This window comes from Bacillus sp. 166amftsu, assembly GCF_900107445.1.
Classification (GTDB): Bacteria; Bacillota; Bacilli; order Bacillales; family Bacillaceae_G; genus Bacillus_A; species Bacillus_A arachidis.
Window position 1 is genome coordinate 190,777 of the sequence record NZ_FNQA01000002.1, and the last position, 14,803, is coordinate 205,579.

The following is a 14,803-nucleotide window of genomic DNA, read 5'->3' on the forward strand; positions in this document are numbered from 1 at the left end:
AATGATATATTGTTGTTTTTTTGTTAAAAGAAATGTGAAACTATAGTATATTTTGTTTTATAAATTGACTTTTCTGTCAATTTTGTATTTAATTATATAAGAGATAGAAAGGAGTGATGTATTATGAAAAATTGTAAGTTATTTTGTAAACGTTATCCTAAGAGTGGGAGTAGTTACTGTTAATCTAATATTTAAAATTTGACAGTATGTATTACCGGAACCTTAGGGTGACTGAAAGCATGTTAAAGAAATATATATTCCTAAAAGGTTACGGGAGGTAAGTGTAGATGAATAAGGTTACTTACATTGGTTTACTAAATGAGACGTTAGAATGTTACGCGAAAGATGGTAGTTTAGAAGCATATTATTATATTACTAAAAATGCAGACAAGGTAACTGGTGGTAATAAGGCGCAAATATTTAATTTTAGATATGCATTGGCAAGTGCATCTGGGCTTGAGAAAGAAGCTTTACATATAATGAAAGAAGCGATTGTCGAAAATGAGTTTTGGTATGGATATGAATATTTGATTACGGACGAAGATTTAAAACCGCTTCATAAATATGAAGAATTTAATCAGATGATTCAGTTATGTAAAGAAAGAGAAGAAGCAGCAAAGAAATCTGAACAAGTTCATTTGAAAACGCTACAAGGGAAGAGCGGTATTCATAACAATTTATTAATTGCATTGCATGGTAATCAAGAAAATATAAAAATAGCAGAACCGTATTGGAAACCGGTTGTGAATCAAGGTTATTTGTTAGCATTACCGCAGTCCTCTCAAATTCAATTTTCAGAAGGTTATGTTTGGGATCATGTCGAAAAGGGATCCCGTGAGTTAAAGGAGCATTATGAAAGTATTATAGCGAACAATCGTGGTGAGCTAAATCATACAATTATTGGAGGCTTTTCTGCTGGTGCAAGGGTGGCGCTACATGCAATATTAAACGAAGATATAGCGGTACAAGGTTTTGTTTTTGTAGCACCGTGGGTTCCTGAGATTGAAGAATGGGAAGACTTGTTGAATAAATTGAAAGATAAAGGTATTAAGGGATATATTATTTGTGGGGATCAGGATGAAGATTGCTTTGAATGTACACAGAGGTTTGTGAAGCTATTGGAAACGAAAAACATACAATATAAGTATAAAGTTATATCTAACGTAAACCATGATTACCCTGAACAATTTGAAGACGTATTGAAAGAAGCTGTTGAATATATTACGAAAACAGAAGCATAAAAAAGAGATGCATCACTCTATGTGATGCATCTCTTTTTTATACTTCTGCTAGCAACCGATATGACTTTAATTTATCCTCAAATAAACAAGCGAATGTTTTTACATCCGCTTGTTATGAGAAATGCCACGTTCATAATGATTCATCTCCACCAAAGTTAAAATATATTCGTAGTTATCGATCTCCATCTTAATTTGATTTCGATCTTCTTCAGTTAAATTTGCATTTAATAATTTTTTGCATAATAGTTGTTTTTTTAATTCTAAATGTTTTTTTGTTTCAAGATAGTCGTAAGTGCGTTTCATTTTTATCAATCCTTTCCTTACATTTCCTATCTGCATCTTTATTATATGATAAGGAATGGCGAATGAGAGTAAATCTCTGTGAATTATTAATGAATATTCTGAAATATATTGTGTTGTTCTACTATACTTATGAATACAATTCAAAGAATCACTGTTTTGTATTTTTTAAAGCAAGGGGTGGAATGATGCAAGTGCATACACAATCCCATGTTACAACTGATGAAATGTTGAAAATTATTGATAAAGGATTACCGAAAACAGTAGAGCCAAAACAAATCATTATAGTTGGTGCTGGAATGGCTGGTTTAGTATCAGCATCGTTACTTAAAAACGCAGGGCATTCTGTGAAAATTTTAGAAGCGAATAACCGTATAGGAGGCCGAATTGAGACTGTTAGAATGGAGGACACTGGATTATATTTAGATGTTGGAGCGATGCGTATACCATATATACATACACTAACGATGGCGTATATAAGAAAGTTCGGGCTGCAAGTAACTCCTTTTATTAATCGAAATGAGACAGATATTATTTATGTGAATGGTAAAAAAACGACGTTGCAGCAATATGAAAATAATCCTAGTATTTTAAAGTATCCAGTTGCAGTGAATGAGGTGGGAAAGACCTCTGAGGAGTTATTATTATTAGCAGTACAGCCAATTATTGATTTTATTAAAAGAGACCCAGATAAAAACTGGAAGATTGTTGAACAAGACTTCGGAAAGTATTCAACAGCACAGTTTTTAAAATATCATCCGTATCAATATAAAACGTATTTTTCACCAGTAACGATTGAGATGATTGGTGTACTTTTGGACTTAGAAGGTTTTTTAGAAAAATCATTTGTTGAAACGTTACGATTTATATATATTTTGCAGCAAGAAAGTGGTTTTTGTGAAATTAAAGGGGGCAATGATCAGCTTCCAAAATCTTTTTTACCGCAGTTACAAGATGATATTATATACAATCAAAAATTGATGAAACTTCATCAACATCAAAAAGGAATAACAGCTTATTGTAGACATGAAGAAACGTTTGAATATAGTAGCATAACCGGTGATTTAGTTATTATTACAATTCCGTTTTCTACAATGCGCTTTGTGGAAATTGACCCTTTCGATTCTGTATCACATGAAAAGTGGAGAGCGATTCGTGAATTACATTATATGGCTGCTACGAAAATAGGAATTCAGTTTAAAAGTCGCTTTTGGGAAGAACAGGGTCAATTAGGGGGAAGGATTATAACGGATTTACCAATCCGTTATGCATATTATCCGAGTCATGGGATTGGTTCAAAAGGACCCGCTATTATGCTTGGAAGTTATACATGGTCTTTTGATGCATTATTATGGGATGGATTATCGAAAGGTGATCGCATTTATTATACATTACAAAATTTAGCGACTATATTAGGTGGTCAAGTGTATGATGAATTTATGTCAGGAATATCCAAAAGTTGGACGTTAGATCCGTATGCATTAGGAGGGTTTGCTATTTTTCAAGCTGGTCAAGAAGTAGAATTGCAACCAGCAATTGTAAAACCTGAAGGGAAAATTTATTTTGCAGGAGATCATACAACGCTTTATCATGGATGGATACAAGGAGCGATTGAGTCTGGAATACGTACAGCGGTAGAGGTGAATCAGTTGATTGTATGAGTTTAATAGTAGAGAAAGTGTGCATATAAATTGAGTGAGCGTGTTGTTTAAGTTTTAAAATAAGTAAAATTCAGAAAAGTATTTACTATATAGTTTAAATTTAATATTATTATATACAAAAGAAAGATGGGGAGTGTTTGGAATGAATCCATTATTACTTGATTTTCCTTCTGAATTTTACACAGACAGGCTTTTTATTCGAATGCCGAAACCAGGGGATGGAAAAGCAGTATATGAAGCTATCAATGCATCGGTAGAAGAACTAAAGCCGTGGATGGTTTTCGCTCAAAAGGAGCAAACAGAAGAAGAAATCGAAGCGAGTATAAGAAGGTCGCATATTCAATTTTTACAGCGTGAAGATTTGAGATTACTAGTATTTTTAAAAGAAACAGGCGAATTTGTAGCATCTGCTGGATTGCATCGTATCGATTGGGAAATACCAAGATTTGAAATTGGATATTGGATAGATTCTCGCTTCGGTGGAAAAGGCTATATGACAGAAGCGGCGCAAGGTATTATGAATTATGCTTTTACTGAGTTAAAGGCAAATCGGATAGAGATTCGCTGTGATTCACGAAATGTAAAAAGTAGAGCGATACCAGAGAGGTTGGGTTTCAACTTAGAAGGGGTTTTAGAAAGCAGTAGTGTAGCAGTAGATGGTAATGGATTAAGGGATACATGTGTGTTTGCGATGACAAGAAATAGGTATGAGAAAGCAGAGCAATAATGTAGTAGCTTTGCTTTTTGAATTGCATTATTATTTAAGTTTCAGTCATTATAAGAATTGTTTAATGATTTTTACCCAGCCTAAATAGGAAACTCCTAAAATAATAGCCCATAAGAATGCAAGTCTTGCACTTCTTGGAATAGATAACCAAATTTTGAGTAATTTCCAGGAGTAACCTTTATTCGAGTTATTCATAAATCCAACTCCTTTTTATGGTAATTATAACATAAAAAGGAGTTGGATATTCAATACCTACTATAATGTGTTAGCACATTAAGGTACGGGATGTCCATTCGAACTTTCAAAGATTGTAAACCATTGCTGACGATCTAATGTAAGTTTTGTAGCTTCGATTGCCGTCTTCACGCGCTCTAATTTACCAGAACCAACGATTGGCATCATGTTTGCTGGGTGAGCAAGTAGCCATGCATACATGATAATATCAATGCTATCAACATTTAATTCATTTGCAATCTTTTGTAAAGTTTCTCGTAAGCGTATAGCACGTTCATTTTGTCCTGTAAAGATTTCTCCACCAGCAAGAGGAGACCAAATCATGGGATTAATTCTTTTCTCTTGGCATAAGTCAATTGTACCTTTTTCAAAATGTTCAAGCTGCATCGCAGATACTTCAATTTGGTTTGTAATGAGCGGGAAATCTAAATATGAGCTAAGCATATTAAACTGAGACGGTAAAAAGTTAGATACGCCAAAATGACGTACTTTTCCATCTTGCTGTAAACGTGTGAAAGCTACTGCGACTTCACTTGGATCCATAAATGGGTCAGGTCGATGAATGAGTAGCAAATCAATATAATCAGTATGTAAGTTTTGTAGCGACTGTTCTACACTTTTCACGATATGTTCAGCACTAGTATTATAGTGAGCAACATATCGTTCTGGGAATTTTGGTGATAGGGGAGCGATTCCACATTTTGTGACAATTTGCATACTTTCACGTAAAGAAGTCTTTAATTGTAATGATTCCCCAAATAAAGATTCGCACGTATATCCCCCGTAAATATCAGCGTGATCAAAAGTTGTAATTCCCATATCCATACAATTTTCGATGAAAGAAAGTAATTCTTGTTTTGACATATTCCATTCTGCTAAACGCCAAAATCCTTGAATGATACGAGAAAATTCAAGGTTATTAGCCATCTGAATTCGTTTCATTTTGAGTAGACCTCCCTGATGAATAATGATATTTTTGAAAAGGCTTTTTTGTTTGGTAATATTATATAGCTAGCAAGAGATGCTTACAATAAATATGTCTTTTCTGTATGATATAATGTATATAGATATAGGCATAAGGAGCTGTAAAAATGATTCCAGTAACAATTTTAACTGGTTTTCTTGGATCTGGGAAAACTACATTATTAAATCGTATTTTATCGGAAGAACATGGTAAAAAACTAGCGGTTATTGTAAATGAAATAGGTCAAATTGGCATTGATAATCAATTAATTATGAATGTTGAAGAAGAAATTATGGAAATGACAAATGGCTGTTTATGCTGTACAGTGCGTGAAGACTTACTTGTTGCTTTAAAACAATTACTTGACGTAAAAGCAGAAGGGAAAATGGATTTTGATGGTCTGGTGATTGAAACAACAGGTCTTGCAAACCCAGGACCGATTATCCAAACGTTCTTTTTGGATCCAGTTATTCAATCAGCATACAAAATTAATGGTGTTGTGACAGTGGTAGATAGTTATCATATACATAAACATTTTGAAAAAGGATTAGAAGCAAAAGAGCAGACTGCCTTTGCTGATATGATTTTAGTAAATAAAGTAGATTTAATTGAAGAAGTGGATAAGGAAAAACTTCTTACTGAGTTACAAGGGATTAATCCGATGGCAAAATTAATACCAACGACAAATTGTGAAGTAGATATTCCTGCTTTATTAGAAATTCAAACGTTTAAAACACGTGATACATTAGAAATTTATCCGCATAAAGAGCACCATCATTTAGAAGGTGTGAAATCGTTTGTATTACGTGAAGAGCGGCCATTAGATTTACAAAAGTTGAATGAATGGATGTCAGCTGTCGTTCAAGAATTAGGAGAGTATTTATATCGATATAAGGGCATCCTTTCGATTGATGGAGTGGATCGCCGTGTTGTTTTTCAAGGTGTTCATACTTTGTTTGCTGCTTCTTATGATAGAGATTGGAAAGAAGGGGAAGAACGCGTAAGTGAAGTGGTTTTCATTGGGAAAGATATTAATAAAGAATGGTTCCAAGAACATTTTAAAGAGTGCGTAAAATAAGCCTGTTTTCACAGGCTTATACTTTCATTTATTTGTAATTCCATTATAACACCAACAACGGGTCCTTCATCATCAATATCACCAGTTAAGTGAAAGCCGAAAGACTCATATAGTTTCATTGCTAGTGTGTTGTCTGGATGAAGACTTAAATAAATTTTTCTACATTGAAATTTTTGTTGTAAATACTGGATTAGCAGCTGCAGAAACCGTTTTGCATACCCGTTTCCTTGGAAATGATAATCAATCATAAAACGATCTAACCATACGCTATCATCTTTTGCTGAATACCAACCATACATCGCATATCCAACAAGTGTCTCTCCATCATATAAGCCTACTGACGTTCCGTTTCCTTCAAATAAAGACTCTGCTAAAGAAAATGCATTACTCTCAATAAATTGTTGCTGCCCCTTTGTTACTTGTAAAGCAGCGACTGAACGCCAATTGTTTGCTGTTACTTCACGAATGTGAAGATTCATAGTTCCAACTCGCTTTCTGAAGTGTTATAAAGCTAATATGGATAATTTTACTTGCTCTTTCGTTTAAGTCAAGTTGATGTATTGAAAAAAGACAGCTGAATATGTCCAGCTGTCTTAGAGGAAAGATACATTTAGCTTGTAGCTTCTTTTAAAGCATTCACGTTTTCTTCCATTAATGTGAAGTAATCTTTGTTTTTCTTTGCATCATCTTCAGAAATAGTAGCGAGGTGATTTATACGTAAAATTTTCGTTCCTGTTTCTTTTTGAATAACTTCTGCTACTTTTGGAGTAGAGAATGTTTCAAAAAGAATATATTTCAAGCCATGATCTTTTACTGTTTTTGTAATGTTAGCCAGTTCTTTTTGTGACGGTTCATCGGAAGCGGAGATTCCAGCAACTGGTATTTGTTTTAATCCATAGCGTTTTTCCCAGTACCCATATGCAGCGTGAGAAACTAGAATATCTTTCGTTTTTGCATCTGAAACAACAGATTTAAAATGATCATCTAAGTCAGTAAACTTTGTTTGCAGAGCAGCGAAGTTTTTCTCGAATTCTTTTTTATGATCTGGTTGCAATGCTACAAGTGCATCTTTAATTTTTTCAGCCTGTTTCATTGCGAGTGTAGGATCCAGCCATACGTGTGGATCTTTGTCGTGATGGTGATGTTCTTCTTCTTTATGACCTTCTTCGTGTTCATGATGTTCTTCTTCTGATGAAGCGATAAGATCGAAGCCTTTAGATGCATTAACAATTTTTACATTTTCTTTTTTTAATGTTTTTTCCATTTTTTCTGCAAACGGTTCTAATTCTGCGCCGTTGTATACGAATAGATCTGCCTTTGCAACTTGCACCGTTTGTTTTTGACTTGGCTCATATGTATGAGAGTCAGCACCAGGTGGATAAATTGTTTCAACAGTTACATAGTCACCACCGATTTTTTTAGCGAAATCAGCAAGTGGAAAAATGGTTGTATACACAGAAAGTTTGCCATCTTTTTTTGCTAATCCATCTTTTTTGCTGGAACATCCAGCGAAAATTAATGTGAAAATAAGTATAAAAGAAAATACCATTAATCTTTTCTTCATATAATTCTCCTCTTTTCTTTCTTTTCCAATTTTATTTTCTCCCAAAATAAGAGAAAAAACATTTTTATCGCAAAACGTAATAATTACGTTTTAAGTTGCGAACTTAGTATAATACATCTTTACGAAAGTTGCAATAAAGTGAAACATTAATTGTTGTGGGATAAAGTCCCGTACCAATTATTAGCCTTCACCAATCAGGCTTTTACGGGCAGTTGATCCCCATAAAACATCTTTATTGTGCTGGATTTTGAGGCGGGGATATTTCTGCACGTTAATGCGGAGCAAATAATAATCATTTCGATTTGATTTTGTTATAAAGTTGTCAAAAAGAGCAGTATTAATTTTTATGAATGTCGCATAAGTGGCAACATTGCTTTCATATATTGAGGTAGAGGGGATGAAAAGGGGATGAGCGAGTGGATTACTTGATGGAGGCAATTTTATTGATATTAGTAGTTGTTTTACCATTAACATGTGTTTTGATTTTCCTTAAAACATTAATAAGTAATCTGGGTGACTCTACAATCATAACAAAGTTACCAATAGAGAAAACAAGAGAGAAGAGTGAGTAAAGCGCTTGCGTCACGCATAGTGCTTTACTTATGATAGAATAAGTAAAAAGGAAACTCCTAGAAATAGGATTGGTACTGCCTAATTGGACGGTATAAAATTAGATAAAGAGGTATAGGGATAGATGAATAAACGAACAGCGCTAGTACTCGGTGCAAGTGGTTTAGTTGGACAAGAAGTGACGCAGCTATTACTTGATTCAGATTACTATGATTCGGTAATGGTTTTTGTAAGAAAACCATTACAATGGGAGCATGAAAAGTTACAACAGAAACAAGTGGACTTTTCTATATTAGAAGAGTATAAAGAGTTATTTGCTGTTGATGATGTCTTTAGCTGTCTTGGGACAACAATTAAGAAAGCAAAAACGAAAGCGAATTTTAAAAAAGTAGACTATGAATATACATTACGAGCAGCTTGTTTAGCAGAAAAACAAGGTGTGCAAAATTTTCTTGTTATTTCTTCTATGGGTGCCAATCCGAAATCTCTATTCTTTTATTCACAAGTAAAAGGGAAGATGGAGGAAGAACTTCAAAAGTTGGTGATTGGTGGGGTTCATATATTTAGACCATCATTACTACTTGGGGATCGAGAAGAATTTCGTTTTGGAGAAAGAATGGCTGAGAAGATATTTGGTATCGTACCATTTGTATTTAATGGTACTTTAAAAAAGTATAAGCCAATTACAGCTGAGCAGGTTGCAAAAGGGATGTATCTAGCAGCGCTACGTGAAGAATCTGGTGTTCATATTTATAATTCTACAGAGATTACAATGATGAAATAATGAAAGAGGAGAAGGGACGTCCTTCTCCTTTTTGTTTTATCTCATTTTAGCGGCGAGTCGGGGTTGTTTTACCACGAGCACGTTGATATTGGTGTGGCTCTTGTAATTCAAATCCAAGTTCGTTGGCTGCTGTTCTTGGAAAATATGGATTGCGAAGTAGCTCGCGACCAATAAAGATCAAGTCTGCTTCATTATTTGCTAAAATTTCTTCTGCTTGTATACCACTTGTAATTAGTCCTACTGCGCCTGTCGCGATGCGCGCTTGTTTTTTTATATGATTTGCATATTTTACTTGATAGCCAGGGTAAACATCAATTTGTGCAGGTACAACTGCACCAGAACTACAATCAATTACATCTACCCCTTGTTCTTTCATCCATTTTGCAAATTGAACATAGTCATGTTCTGTCAATCCTTCAGGGTGATAGTCATTAGCAGAAATACGCACAAATAAAGGACCATTCCAAACAGCATTTACAGCATTAATGATTTCTCTTAAGAAACGGTAACGATTTTCAGGTGATCCACCATACTCATCAGTCCGTTTGTTTGATAATGGAGAAAGAAATTCATTAATGAGATAGCCATGAGCCGCATGTAATTCAATAATATCAAATCCTACTTGTTTGGAGCGGTATGCAGCATCTTGAAAAGCGGAAATTGTTTCTTGGATTAGCTGTTTATTCATTTCTAACGGAATTTTCATAGCATCATTAAATGCAACAGCCGAGGGTGCTACAGCATCTGTATGTAATTCAGCTTTTCGTCCAGCGTGTGCTAATTGAATGGCTGCTTTGGCACCATTTTCATGGATGAGTGAAACCGTTTGTTGTAAACCTGGAATATGATCATTATTCCATATACCTAAATCTTTATTAGAAATACGTCCTTCAGGTACAACAGCTGTAGCTTCAAGCATTACAAGACCTACTTGACCAGCTGCTCGAGATGCATAATGGATAGGATGGAAATTTGTAACCTTTCCATCCTCGTGTTCTGAAGAGTACATACACATCGGTGACATAACAATACGATTTTTTAATGTGATATCTTTCATCGTATAAGGTGAAAAAAGATGATAGCCCATAGTTATCCCCCCTTATTACAGTTTTCTTAATTGTATCATCATCATTTTTGTTTCCATAATAAAACGCTTATTCTCGAAAGATTGCACATTTGTGTTACAATTATTGAAATGAATCAAATTGGAGGGTAGGAGCATGTACCGAGCGTATTATGAAAGCGAAATAGGTTTGCTTGAAATTACTGCAAATGATGAAGGAATTACGTCTGTTATTTTTGTAGAGAAACGGAAAGAAGAGAATACAAGTCAAATTGTAGAACAGTGTCTCACTGAATTAGATGAATATTTTCATCAAAAGCGAACTGAATTTACAGTACCACTATCAGCAGTCGGAACACCGTTTCAAAAGAATGTTTGGGATGCACTTTATACGATTCCGTATGGAGTGAGTGCTTCCTATCTAGATATTGCAGAAAAGGTTGGTAACACAAAGGCAGTACGTGCGATTGGCGGAGCAAATAGTCGCAACCCGATTTCTATTATTGTTCCATGTCATCGTGTAATTGGAAAAAGTGGAAAGTTAGTTGGCTATGCAGGTGGACTATGGCGAAAAGAATGGTTATTACAACATGAGGGGATTTTAAAATAAGACGAAAAAATGTTCGGATGGAAATAGTAGTTTTCATTGATTAAAGGAAAACGAATTCTATATTACGATCTAATCTGAATGGTTTCGCCTATTATTTGTGGGTGTACGATCCTGTAAAAGCCTCTTTCTTCAAATCATTAAGTTTTTAGTATGTTGGACAATAGAAGTATCAGTAGCGGCCAAATCACGGAAAGAGGGATTATTTTGCATTGTATAAATTGTGGGAATCCTTGTCCTGACAGTCAGTTCAATTGTAAAGATTGTCAGCAAGTTTTACATAATAGAACAAAAGAGGAAACCTCACCAATAGAAAAAGATATGGAACAATATGTGGGAGCGCATTATCCATATTATAAAGGGAAATGGGAGAAAGAAAAAAAACGAATAGCAGGGTGGAGTTGGAATGGATGGGCGGCTATTTTCAATGTTGGATGGTTTGGCTATCGAAAGTATTACTTACCTGCTTGTTTATTTGTAATCTTATTAGTAGCTTGTAATGCATTCTCCTATTATAGGGGTTTCAATGTTGCACTTCCAATCATAAATATGGTGCCGCTTACTTTTTTATTACTCATTTTAATGATGATAGGAATTGGGATATTTGCTAATGGGCTATATTATCGATTTGCTGAGCGAAAAATATATCGAATAAAGGCAAGGGGGGTAAAGGACGAAGCTGTTGAAAGTTATCTTATTCGTGATAATGGTGGAACAAGTAAAATTGGAGCGGCTATTGTTACAATTTTGACAGCGACTAGTATATTTATGAGTCACTTTTTCTTTCCCACAGATCAAGATGTCATTCAAAAAGTACGAGCAAGTTCTCTTTATGAGTATCCCTTCTTTTCTATTGGAGAATCGTTTGAACACTATTTTAAGCAACCAACCTGGGTTTATTACCGCGGGGGAGATGGATTAGAATTAGTAGAATTTCATGGATATAATAATGGTATGGCAAGACAAAAAATTGTCATTCAATTTGTTGTCGATTACAGGTTGAATGAAATTGAGCCCTATTCTCTTACGATTAACGATGAGCCACAAGATGAAAAAGAATTCTTGATAATGATGGAAGATGTGTTTCGTACGCAAGATCTTTTTGAGTTTGATGATGGATTACAAAAAGATGAAATAAAAGAGATGTTATAAGAAATGGATGTAAAAGCGGATAAAGTAGCTTTTACATTCATTTCTTTTTATTTCAGTAAAGAAAAATATTTGAAATAATCTGAATGTTTTGTATAATATTATCATATAGGCCTTATTGTATACATAAAGATTGGGGGAAGAAAGAATGAAGAAAAAAGTTTCAACGCTTGCTGCACTTGCACTATCAACAAGTATGTTTGTTGCAGGTTGCGGGAATGGGGAGAAAGCATCGACAACGAAGAAAGAAACAGGTAAGGGGATGGCCGATAAACAAGTGTTAAACTTACTAGAAACAGCAGAAATTCCTTCGATGGATACGTCAAAATCAACAGATTCCGTATCGTTCCGAGTATTCGTAAATGCAATGGAAGGTTTATATCGATTAGATAAAGATAATAAACGAACTCCAGGTATGGCAAAAGATGTGAAAATTAGTGAAGATAAGAAAACATATACTTTTGAATTACGAGATGCAAAGTGGTCGAATGGTGAGCCGGTTCGTGCGCAAGATTTTGTATATGGTTGGCAACGTGCGCTTGATAAAGAAACAGCATCTGAATATGCATTTATTTTATTTGATGTAAAAAATGCTCAAAAAGTTAATAAGGGAGAGTTGCCTCTTGATCAGCTTGGTGTAAAAGCAAAAGATGATAAAACACTAGTGGTAGAACTTGAACAACCAGCTCCATATTTTCTTGATCTTACATCATTTCCAACATTCTTCCCTTTAAATGAGAAGTTTGTAAAAAAACAAGGAGATAAATATGCACTAGAAGCTGATAAAGTTTTATACAATGGACCATTTACGTTAAGTGAATGGAAACATGAGCAAAGCTATAAATTAAAGAAAAATCCAAATTACTGGGATAAAGGTACTGTAAAACTAGAAGAAATTAATGTGGGTATCGTAAAAGAAACGAGCACAGGTGTGAACTTGTATGATAGTGATGAAGTAGATCGCGTCATTTTAACCTCAGAGTTTGTTGATAAATATAAAAAGAATAAGCCAGATGAATTCAAAACGAAACTAGATCCGCGCATGTATTTCTTACGTTTTAATCAACAAAACTCAACATTTAAAAATCAAAAAGTGCGAGAAGCAATTGATTTAGCTTATGATAAAAAAGGTATTGCAAATGTCATTTTAAATGATGGATCATTACCAGCATATTTCTTAGTACCGGAAAAATTTACAACGGGTCCGGATGGAAAAGATTTTCGTACTGTAAATAAAAATTTCCGAGATAGTAACGATAATGCGGCAAAAGCGAAAAAGTTATGGGAAGAAGCGAAAAAAGAATTGGGTCAAGATACAATTACGGTAGAATTACTAAACGATGATAATGGTAGCCGCAAAAAAGTTGGTGACTTTATTAAAGAAGAACTTGAGAAAAATTTACCTGGAATTAAAGTGAATTTGAAACAACAACCATATAAACAAAAATTAGATTTAGAGAAGAAATTACAATATGAGTTTTCGCTATCAGCATGGAGCCCTGATTATCCAGATCCAATGACATACATTGATATGTTTATTACAGGAAGTTCATTTAATGAAATGGCTTATTCAAATCCAAAGTATGATGATTTAGTTGCTAAGTCAAAAGGTGAATTGTTAAAAGACGATGCAGCACGTTGGAAAGCACTTGCAGAAGCGGAAAAAATCTTAATTGGAGAAGATACCGCAATTTCACCTGCTTATCAGCAAAGTACAGCATATTTAGAAAAAACATATGTAAAAGGAATTGCAAATCATACATTCGGTGGCGATTTTAGTTATAAATGGGCATATGTTACAAAAAAATAGTATAATAAGAGATGTGCGAATTTTTGCGCATCTCTTATTTTGTAAGGAGGTTCTATGTTGATAAACGGATTTAATCATCTTTGTTTTTCAGTTTCAAATTTAGAAAGATCGATTCAATTTTATGAAACAGTATTAGAGGGAAGGTTATTAGTAAAAGGAAAAAAACTCGCATATTTTGATGTATGTGGAATGTGGGTCGCACTCAATGAAGAAGCAGATATTGCAAGAAATGAAATTCATCAGTCATATACACATATTGCATTTTCTGTTCAACAAGAGGAATTTGATCAGCTATTAAAGCGATTAGAGGAGAATAAAGTTCATATTTTACAAGGAAGAGAACGTGATGTAAGAGATTGTCAGTCTATTTATTTTATTGATCCAGATGGACATAAGTTTGAGTTTCATTCAGGTACATTGCAGGATCGCTTACATTATTATAAGGAAGCAAAACCACATATGAAATTTTATTGTTGAAATAAAGGGGGCAGGGAAGAGCATGCATGCGCTCGTTATTGGAGGGACAGGAATGCTAAAGAAAGTGTCCGTTTGGCTTTGTAATCAAGGCTTTTATGTTTCTGTTATTGGACGAGATAGGGATAGGTTAGAAGGTGTGAAACATGCATGTAATGCTCCCGGAAATGTTACATGTATTTCTCTTGATTACCACGATAGCGACATCTTAAAACAATCTATTAAAGGTGCTATTAAACAAAATGGCCCTATCACATTAGTAATAGCTTGGATACATACAACTGCTAAAAAGGCGCTTCAAGTAATTTGTGAAGAAATTGAGTTACATTCTAAATCCTATGGTTTGTTTCATATATTAGGGAGTAGTGCTTCTCAATTGGAACGGCAAAAAATAGGAAGTTCTTCATGTGATTATCATAGAATTTTATTAGGGTTTATTTTACAAGGTGAACATTCAAGGTGGTTGAGTCATGAAGAAATTGCAGAAGGGGTTATAGCAGGAATTCAGAGTAAACAAAGTGATTGTATTATAGGAACATTAGAGCCATGGGAATTACGACCAATTCATTGAGGGGGA

Annotated in this window: 17 protein-coding genes; 10 read left to right on the plus strand and 7 right to left on the minus strand. The window is 34.4% G+C overall.

Annotation, left to right across the window (positions count from 1 at the left end; translation table 11 throughout):
* The first annotated feature begins 287 nt into the window (after positions 1–287).
* Positions 288–1,241 (plus strand): alpha/beta hydrolase, encoded by a 954-nt coding sequence (locus tag BLV40_RS07630; protein WP_090688647.1) that lies wholly within the window; start codon positions 288–290, stop codon positions 1,239–1,241.
* A gap of 99 nt (positions 1,242–1,340) precedes the next feature.
* Here BLV40_RS07630 and BLV40_RS07635 read toward each other — a convergent pair whose 3' ends face one another.
* Entirely contained in the window at positions 1,341–1,544 is a 204-nt protein-coding gene (locus BLV40_RS07635; protein ID WP_090688651.1) for a DUF3896 family protein, read from the minus strand.
* 185 nt (positions 1,545–1,729) lie between these two features.
* Here BLV40_RS07635 and BLV40_RS07640 point away from each other — a divergent pair, with 185 nt between their 5' ends.
* Positions 1,730–3,202 (plus strand): flavin monoamine oxidase family protein, encoded by a 1,473-nt coding sequence (locus BLV40_RS07640; RefSeq protein ID WP_090688656.1) that lies wholly within the window; start codon positions 1,730–1,732, stop codon positions 3,200–3,202.
* Between the two features lie 142 nt (positions 3,203–3,344).
* A complete protein-coding gene (locus tag BLV40_RS07645; protein ID WP_090688659.1) occupies positions 3,345–3,929 on the plus strand; it encodes a GNAT family N-acetyltransferase in 585 nt (194 codons plus the stop codon).
* A 48-nt stretch (positions 3,930–3,977) separates the two neighbouring features.
* Here the strand turns inward: BLV40_RS07645 and BLV40_RS28455 are convergent, their stop codons facing one another.
* Both BLV40_RS28455 and BLV40_RS07650 read right to left on the minus strand, forming a co-directional pair.
* Positions 3,978–4,124 carry a hypothetical protein gene (locus tag BLV40_RS28455; RefSeq protein ID WP_170833619.1) on the minus strand — a complete coding sequence of 49 codons (147 nt, stop codon included), beginning with the start codon at positions 4,122–4,124 and terminating at the stop codon, positions 3,978–3,980.
* Positions 4,125–4,202: 78 nt separating this feature from the next.
* Positions 4,203–5,105: an aldo/keto reductase gene (locus BLV40_RS07650; RefSeq protein WP_090688661.1), complete on the minus strand. Its 903-nt coding sequence runs from the start codon at positions 5,103–5,105 to the stop codon at positions 4,203–4,205.
* 149 nt (positions 5,106–5,254) lie between these two features.
* Between BLV40_RS07650 and BLV40_RS07655 the strand changes: the two genes are divergently transcribed.
* Positions 5,255–6,205, plus strand: coding sequence for a CobW family GTP-binding protein (locus BLV40_RS07655; protein ID WP_090688665.1), 951 nt, complete (start codon positions 5,255–5,257; stop codon positions 6,203–6,205).
* An 8-nt stretch (positions 6,206–6,213) separates the two neighbouring features.
* Here BLV40_RS07655 and BLV40_RS07660 read toward each other — a convergent pair whose 3' ends face one another.
* From BLV40_RS07660 to BLV40_RS28460, 3 genes are all read right to left on the minus strand, one after another.
* On the minus strand, positions 6,214–6,684 hold the full coding sequence (locus tag BLV40_RS07660; protein WP_090688668.1) for a GNAT family N-acetyltransferase: 471 nt from the start codon (positions 6,682–6,684) through the stop codon (positions 6,214–6,216).
* Positions 6,685–6,815: 131 nt separating this feature from the next.
* The gene (locus BLV40_RS07665) at positions 6,816–7,769 is read right to left on the minus strand and encodes a metal ABC transporter substrate-binding protein (RefSeq protein ID WP_090688673.1); all 954 of its coding nucleotides are present in this window, start codon (positions 7,767–7,769) and stop codon (positions 6,816–6,818) included.
* Between the two features lie 180 nt (positions 7,770–7,949).
* Positions 7,950–8,243: a hypothetical protein gene (locus BLV40_RS28460; protein ID WP_170833615.1), complete on the minus strand. Its 294-nt coding sequence runs from the start codon at positions 8,241–8,243 to the stop codon at positions 7,950–7,952.
* Positions 8,244–8,463: 220 nt separating this feature from the next.
* Between BLV40_RS28460 and BLV40_RS07675 the strand changes: the two genes are divergently transcribed.
* Entirely contained in the window at positions 8,464–9,123 is a 660-nt protein-coding gene (locus BLV40_RS07675) for an oxidoreductase (protein WP_026592248.1), read from the plus strand.
* Positions 9,124–9,169: 46 nt separating this feature from the next.
* Here BLV40_RS07675 and namA read toward each other — a convergent pair whose 3' ends face one another.
* On the minus strand, positions 9,170–10,210 hold the full coding sequence (gene namA, locus BLV40_RS07680; protein ID WP_090688677.1) for an NADPH dehydrogenase NamA: 1,041 nt from the start codon (positions 10,208–10,210) through the stop codon (positions 9,170–9,172).
* A 133-nt stretch (positions 10,211–10,343) separates the two neighbouring features.
* Here namA and BLV40_RS07685 point away from each other — a divergent pair, with 133 nt between their 5' ends.
* The 5 genes from BLV40_RS07685 to BLV40_RS07705 all read left to right on the plus strand — a co-directional run bounded on the left by BLV40_RS07685 (position 10,344) and on the right by BLV40_RS07705 (position 14,797).
* A complete protein-coding gene (locus BLV40_RS07685) occupies positions 10,344–10,796 on the plus strand; it encodes a methylated-DNA--[protein]-cysteine S-methyltransferase (protein WP_090688679.1) in 453 nt (150 codons plus the stop codon).
* A 204-nt stretch (positions 10,797–11,000) separates the two neighbouring features.
* Positions 11,001–11,945: a DUF2628 domain-containing protein gene (locus BLV40_RS07690; protein ID WP_090688683.1), complete on the plus strand. Its 945-nt coding sequence runs from the start codon at positions 11,001–11,003 to the stop codon at positions 11,943–11,945.
* A gap of 145 nt (positions 11,946–12,090) precedes the next feature.
* A complete protein-coding gene (locus BLV40_RS07695; RefSeq protein ID WP_026592244.1) occupies positions 12,091–13,752 on the plus strand; it encodes a peptide ABC transporter substrate-binding protein in 1,662 nt (553 codons plus the stop codon).
* 57 nt (positions 13,753–13,809) lie between these two features.
* Positions 13,810–14,229: a FosB/FosD family fosfomycin resistance bacillithiol transferase gene (gene fosB / locus BLV40_RS07700; RefSeq protein WP_026592243.1), complete on the plus strand. Its 420-nt coding sequence runs from the start codon at positions 13,810–13,812 to the stop codon at positions 14,227–14,229.
* Between the two features lie 22 nt (positions 14,230–14,251).
* Positions 14,252–14,797 carry a short-chain dehydrogenase gene (locus BLV40_RS07705; protein WP_090688685.1) on the plus strand — a complete coding sequence of 182 codons (546 nt, stop codon included), beginning with the start codon at positions 14,252–14,254 and terminating at the stop codon, positions 14,795–14,797.
* Positions 14,798–14,803 lie beyond the last annotated feature (6 nt).

Excerpts from the sequence above, each read along its gene's own strand:
- BLV40_RS07630 (WP_090688647.1), top strand. The coding sequence starts at position 288 with ATGAATAAGGTTACTTACATTGGTTTACTAAATGAGACGTTAGAATGT.
- BLV40_RS07635 (WP_090688651.1), bottom strand. The coding sequence starts at position 1,544 with ATGAAACGCACTTACGACTATCTTGAAACAAAAAAACATTTAGAATTA.
- BLV40_RS07640 (WP_090688656.1), top strand. The coding sequence starts at position 1,730 with ATGCAAGTGCATACACAATCCCATGTTACAACTGATGAAATGTTGAAA.
- BLV40_RS07645 (WP_090688659.1), top strand. The coding sequence starts at position 3,345 with ATGAATCCATTATTACTTGATTTTCCTTCTGAATTTTACACAGACAGG.
- BLV40_RS28455 (WP_170833619.1), bottom strand. The coding sequence starts at position 4,124 with ATGAATAACTCGAATAAAGGTTACTCCTGGAAATTACTCAAAATTTGG.
- BLV40_RS07650 (WP_090688661.1), bottom strand. The coding sequence starts at position 5,105 with ATGAAACGAATTCAGATGGCTAATAACCTTGAATTTTCTCGTATCATT.
- BLV40_RS07655 (WP_090688665.1), top strand. The coding sequence starts at position 5,255 with ATGATTCCAGTAACAATTTTAACTGGTTTTCTTGGATCTGGGAAAACT.
- BLV40_RS07660 (WP_090688668.1), bottom strand. The coding sequence starts at position 6,684 with ATGAATCTTCACATTCGTGAAGTAACAGCAAACAATTGGCGTTCAGTC.
- BLV40_RS07665 (WP_090688673.1), bottom strand. The coding sequence starts at position 7,769 with ATGAAGAAAAGATTAATGGTATTTTCTTTTATACTTATTTTCACATTA.
- BLV40_RS28460 (WP_170833615.1), bottom strand. The coding sequence starts at position 8,243 with ATGTTAATGGTAAAACAACTACTAATATCAATAAAATTGCCTCCATCA.
- BLV40_RS07675 (WP_026592248.1), top strand. The coding sequence starts at position 8,464 with ATGAATAAACGAACAGCGCTAGTACTCGGTGCAAGTGGTTTAGTTGGA.
- namA (WP_090688677.1), bottom strand. The coding sequence starts at position 10,210 with ATGGGCTATCATCTTTTTTCACCTTATACGATGAAAGATATCACATTA.
- BLV40_RS07685 (WP_090688679.1), top strand. The coding sequence starts at position 10,344 with ATGTACCGAGCGTATTATGAAAGCGAAATAGGTTTGCTTGAAATTACT.
- BLV40_RS07695 (WP_026592244.1), top strand. The coding sequence starts at position 12,091 with ATGAAGAAAAAAGTTTCAACGCTTGCTGCACTTGCACTATCAACAAGT.
- BLV40_RS07705 (WP_090688685.1), top strand. The coding sequence starts at position 14,252 with ATGCATGCGCTCGTTATTGGAGGGACAGGAATGCTAAAGAAAGTGTCC.